This window comes from Bacillus sp. GMa5/1 (assembly GCF_050172015.1).
Lineage (GTDB): Bacteria > Bacillota > Bacilli > Bacillales > Bacillaceae_G > Bacillus_A > Bacillus_A cereus.
In genome coordinates, this window is sequence record NZ_JBNLYC010000220.1 from 1 (window position 1) to 5,755 (window position 5,755).

The window sequence follows — 5,755 nt, forward strand, 5'->3', positions numbered from 1 at the left end:
CTACCTGTAATTTCTTCACATTTTCATTTGTATCATTTAAACTAATTCCAAACATCATACCAGCATGACGTACTTCCTGAATATAATAAGAGTTTTCTTTCTGAATTTCTTGCAATTTATCATTTAAATATAGTGACGTTTCATACGCTTCGTGCATTAAACCATCTTCAATCAATGTGTTTAATACCGTTAACCCTAAAGCCGTTCCCATCGATGAATGAGCAAACGTTGTCCCGTGATCTCCTGGTGAAAATACATCACATAACTTTTTGCCTACAATAATTCCTCCTAGCGGTATCCCGCCTCCTGCTCCTTTACCAATTTGAATAATATCTGGTGTAATATTAAAATTTTGATAAGCAAATAGTTTTCCCGTTCTACCCATACCACTTTGAACTTCATCAACGACAAGAAGTACATTATATTTTTCACATAAATATTGAACACCATGTAAATATTCACTTGATAAAGGATAAATTCCTCCACTTCCTAAAACAGGCTCTAGCATAATCGCAATTGGTTTTTCTTTAATAATAGTCTCCTCTAATTGGTCTATATTTTCGCGCTCTACTTCATATACAGGAATCGATGTTTTAGGGAAATTTTGATATACACTTTCTTGTCTCGTAAAATGAAGTGCCCCTAACGTACGCCCATGGAAACTATTCTTCAGCACTACAATTCCTTCACGTTCTTCATTCGTATTAGCTCTATATTTATCAATTAATTTCAAAGTTGTTTCTGTCGCTTCCGTACCAGAGTTTGTAAAAAAGACCTTTCCGTTTTTTAATGAGCAATCCACTAATTTCTTTGCATATTCAATCGCAACTGGATTTAAAAAATGAAACGGCAGATGCAACGATTTTGTAATTTGCTCCATTGTCGTTTGTACAATTTTAGGATGATTGTATCCTAATACATTTACTCCTACGCCAGAAAATAAATCTAAATACTCTTTACCATCTACATCATATAGTTTACATCCTTCTCCTCTTTCTATCGCAACCTTCGTACGACAATACGTAGACATCATATATTCTTTATCTAATTGAAACCAATCCGACATGTTAAATTCCTCCTATTTATTTTCCCTGTTTATTTCTGTTCATTCTCTATAAACTCATGTATAAATTCATTTTTCAGATTAAAATTTTAATAGTAATTTTCTTCACGATATTCATTTTTCCATAATTTCTTCTATTTCAACAGGTCCACTACATACACGTTTTTTTCATCTAGCGGTCTGTTACTACTTTGCATATCATACATAATCAAGATTATAAAATCATATTTAGTAACAATAGACGAAATAAATTTGGAGGCTATATCGATGAATGAAAACTATGATAAACAGGGGCAATCTTTACTAGGGAATCACTTTAATAAAAAAGGCGAACGTAATGAACAAGCTACCCTTCACTCACAAACAGTTGGTTCACGTGGACCTGTTCTAGAGCAAGATAGTGTACTTCACGAGACGTTACAAGAATTTATTCATGAAAAAATTTTAGAAAGACCTGTTCATGTAAAAGGATTTGGTGCGTTCGGTTATTTTCAAACGATATATTCGATGTCTGAACATACTAAATTAAGTTTTTTACAAAATTCTAATGAGAAAGTTCCTGTTATGGTGCGATTTTCGTTAGCTGTTAGTACGAAAGGAACACCGGATACTGCTAGAAATGTACGCGGTTTTTCTACAAAATTTTATACAAAAGAAGGCATTTTTGACCTTTTATGTAATCACATTCCTGTTTTTTCTGTCCGTGATCCGATGCGTTTCCCTGAAACGATTCAAGCATTATTGCCTTCACCTAAAAATAACTTAATAGACCCTAATAGATTTTGGAATTTTGTCGCTAAAGCACCTGAATCTATTCATTTTGTTGTCCGTTTATACTCTAATAATGGTACGGCCAAAAGTCTTCGCCACATTCCAGGACATAGTGTTAATACATATGTATGGAGAAATGCGGAAGGTAATCGAAAGTATGTAAAGTATCATTGGTACCCGTTTGAAGGTGTACAGTACATTACTAGTAAAGAAGCAATTAAACTAGCTGCCGAAAATCCTGATTATAGCGGGAAAGATTTATATGATGCTATTGAAAATGGTAAACCAGTGGAGTATGGTTTATACGTCCAGCTCATGGATCCGAAAGATGAAGCGCACCTTTCTTATGATCCTTTAGATGACACAAAAGTATGGGATGAACAGACGTATCCTCTCATACCAGTCGGGAAAATGGTATTAAATAAAAATCCTGAAAATTTTATGGAACAAGTAGAAAAAGTCGCATTCTCTCCTTCTAATTTACTGGATGGTGCAGAACTATCAGATGATAAAATGCTGCAAGGGCGCGCTAACATTTACAGTGATTCACAAAGAAGAAGAATTGGTCCAGAATTTCGCAAATTAACGATTAACCAGCAGCAAGATTGGACACCTGCTAATCAAATTACAACCGGTGAAGGAAGGTACGTTGAAGGTAAACTTGAAAGAGCTTCTATAACGAAACAGGATGACTTTACACAAGCTGGTGAATTTTATACGAAGTTACAGCCAATAGAAAAAGAACATCTCGCCGAAAACTTAGCTAGTGATTTGAAAGTTATATCCGATGATATTAGGGAGATCGTTTTGGGGTATTTCAATCAAGTATCAACTGATTTGAAAACAAGCATTGAGACAAAAATGAAAGAGCATTAAGAAGATTAAAACATGCTTTACGAATGAGAATTCAGATCTATATTAATTATTTTCTTATCAAAATCCAATGAGGTTATTTAATTTAAAAATATAAAGCCCACATATCCCTGTTCTATAATTAGAACAGGGATATGTTGAATTAGTTTAATGTTTAACATTAAATACTTTATTTCGCTAAAAAATGTAATAAGTAGCCTTTCAAAACAAACTATAGTAAACTATTTTACTTGTACCGTATAATTCCCTGTTCCATCACCATACTTATATACACTTAAGTAATATTTCCCTGGCTTTGCATTATAATTTCCAAACAATTTGTTTCCATCACGTTTTGTTGCATAAGCTACATAATTATTTAAATCTGATTCAGAATATAATACCCAGTTCAATCCAAGATTTTGTTCGTTCGTAACAGAAATTTGTAAATCTTTTTGATCCTTTACATCAATAACAAATTTATCCCCCTGATCTTGATCGCTCAAGGTTCCTCTTAACAAAATATTCAAAGATAGTGGGTTTGCTGTTTCAAATGAATTATTTGGTTCTTTTTCTACAGCCGTACCTTCTTCCGTGTTCACTCCGCTAAACACAACATCATATTCAAATTGCCCAGCATTATTTACACGGTAATTTACAAAATAAGCAGTCAATGTTTTATATCCAGTCCACTCTTTTCCTGAAAGACGTTTCAACATATCATTTGTTGTTTCATTCATCACTTTCCAGTCCTCAACTTCTCCTTTAGCCGCACTTCCTGTATATGTCCCCTGTAGTGTAAATGTATTAAAGAATTGTGATTTATTCTTTGTTACTTTCACATCTTTTAATTTCGCTTCATTCGTAATATCTGAAGTAACGTCCGAAAGCGATTTTGGATCATGCTGAGTTAAATACTCATCTGATACTTGTGGAATTGTATACTTATCACGATTATCAATAAGCATTTGCATATAAGATTGATATTCTTCATTTAACTTATTATCTTTGCTTAATGTAGCACGGTATTCATCGTAACTTGAAACATCATTTGCGCGAATTAAATCATGTACTTTATCGAACATTTCTGGGCGCTTATTATACATATATGATTGCAGTGCAAACGAATAATTATAAAAATCCCACGTTCCATATTTCGCATTTAATGTTTGTGATGCTGTATAACGTTTTGCAGGATCATTAGATAACCCACCAATTATACTTTTTCGTGGTACTACACTATCTAATCGCGTTGCACCTGCAAAGAACTCTGCATTCCCTTCTTCAAACCATGTTAAACGTTCATTTTGATACATTTCCCCTTGGCCCCATAATCCCTGAACTTCGTACCTTCCCTGTAAGTAGTGCGTAAATTCATGGCGGAACAATTCTTCCAGACTATAAATACTTTGCTCTGGTGTACGTTCATATGTAAAGAAAGTCCCTGTCCCTTCAATATAAATCCCACCATTATTCGTTTCATATCCGTACAGTTGACGATTAAATTGATACTCATCTGGGCTATTATAAATAACCATCGTTAACACATCATCAGCATGTCCACTTTCAAGTGGTTTATCGCTACCAACTGTACGATAAAATTGAGAACGCACCTCTTTTGCCGCCCAGTATAGACGTTTAATTTTCTCTTCGCTAACTTTATCCCCAGCTTTAAAGACAATTGCACCATCATCAAACGTATACGTTTTCGGTAAATATTTCTTTTTACCCTCTTCTCGAATTTGATCTAAATTTACAGTTTTGCCGTTCGCATCTATTCCTCCATAATTTGTAGTAATTTGTTCTGCCGCAACAAAGTATTGCTCTCCTAAATATGGATAAATTCGCATTGCATCTGTAACAACTTGTTGTCCTTTTGTGGGCGTGCTATGAAGCTTGCCCAATCGGCCAGCATAGTAAATTCCATTATTAATTAACCATCCGTTTTTATTTGTTACTGTACCAAGTAGTGCAAAACGATTTATTTCATTAATAAAGTTATCAATATTTCGAAACCACATCGTATCTTTTGGCTCTTTTCCAGTCGTGTACATATCCGTCTGAATATCAAAGTCAATTCCCTTCATCAACTCATATATAGCGTCTCCTTTTGTTCGGTCTTCAATGAAAGTTGCAAGATTATCGTTATATTGTTTAAAAATTTCACCTGCATATAAAACCGTTTCAACATCTGCTGATGCATTTCCAATTAATTTTCCATATGATGCAATTACTTTATTTTGTTCTGATGTACCAAGTTTGAAATTTGGATTTTTTGCAATTGTTTTTAAAGCTGGTAAACATTTATCATGGTAGCTACGCTCATTTAGTTTGCTTAATTCATCATGGTAAAAACCTAAATAAAACGCTGCACGTAGAGCTTCTACTAATGTTTCAATCCCTTTTGAATCATCTTGCGTATAAGCTTGTCCTTGTTCTGCTAGTTTATTAATAATCGCTTGCATTCGGCTATCATCTTGATAGAATTTAAGACTATCACTATTAAACTGAAATAATTCCGGAATTTGATACCATTTAATTGTCACAAGAAGATCAGTTAATTGTTTATTATTTAATTGATTTAACTCAGCCATCGAATACTTTTTTTCTTCAGCTAACGGCTTAATATTATCGGTTGGTGCTAGTGGACGCTGCGATAAATCCGCTAATTTTAACCGTTTTGTAAAAGATTCATTTTCTTGTACTTTTGAAGGGTGCGCCAATTCATCAACAGATTTCTGTATTCCTACCGGCTCCATTTGTAATACGTTCTTCACATTTTTCTCTTTTGTCTCTGCTTGAATTTGCAAACCATTACATGTTATTGTCACTAGTCCAACACCAAGAATCCACTTAGAAATTTTCGAATATTTAACCATACCATTGCCCCCTAATGATTTAAATGAAAATTCAGAATTTTAAAATCAAAAAAACCCACTTATTTGTATGTATTTACAGTTCCCCTATAAATACAACTATGATTAATAATGCAATAGTAGCTTGTTTTATACTATTACGAGTACAGATTCCTTACATACAATCTCCCTTCCTTACATGTAATACAAGCAA

At 33.7% G+C, this 5,755-nt stretch carries 3 protein-coding genes; 1 reads left to right on the top strand and 2 read right to left on the bottom strand.

What is annotated here, in order from left to right; genetic code table 11:
* The coding region (locus tag ACQGSG_RS25825; RefSeq protein WP_426948332.1) for an aspartate aminotransferase family protein at nucleotides 1-1,066 on the bottom strand (1,066 nt) is incomplete at its 3' end.
* 264 nt (nucleotides 1,067-1,330) lie between these two features.
* Here ACQGSG_RS25825 and ACQGSG_RS25830 point away from each other — a divergent pair.
* Entirely contained in the window at nucleotides 1,331-2,710 is a 1,380-nt protein-coding gene (locus ACQGSG_RS25830; protein WP_214632027.1) for a catalase, read from the top strand.
* A 218-nt stretch (nucleotides 2,711-2,928) separates the two neighbouring features.
* Here ACQGSG_RS25830 and colA read toward each other — a convergent pair whose 3' ends face one another.
* Nucleotides 2,929-5,565: a collagenase ColA gene (gene colA, locus ACQGSG_RS25835; RefSeq protein WP_325843137.1), complete on the bottom strand. Its 2,637-nt coding sequence runs from the start codon at nucleotides 5,563-5,565 to the stop codon at nucleotides 2,929-2,931.
* Nucleotides 5,566-5,755: the final 190 nt, after the last annotated feature.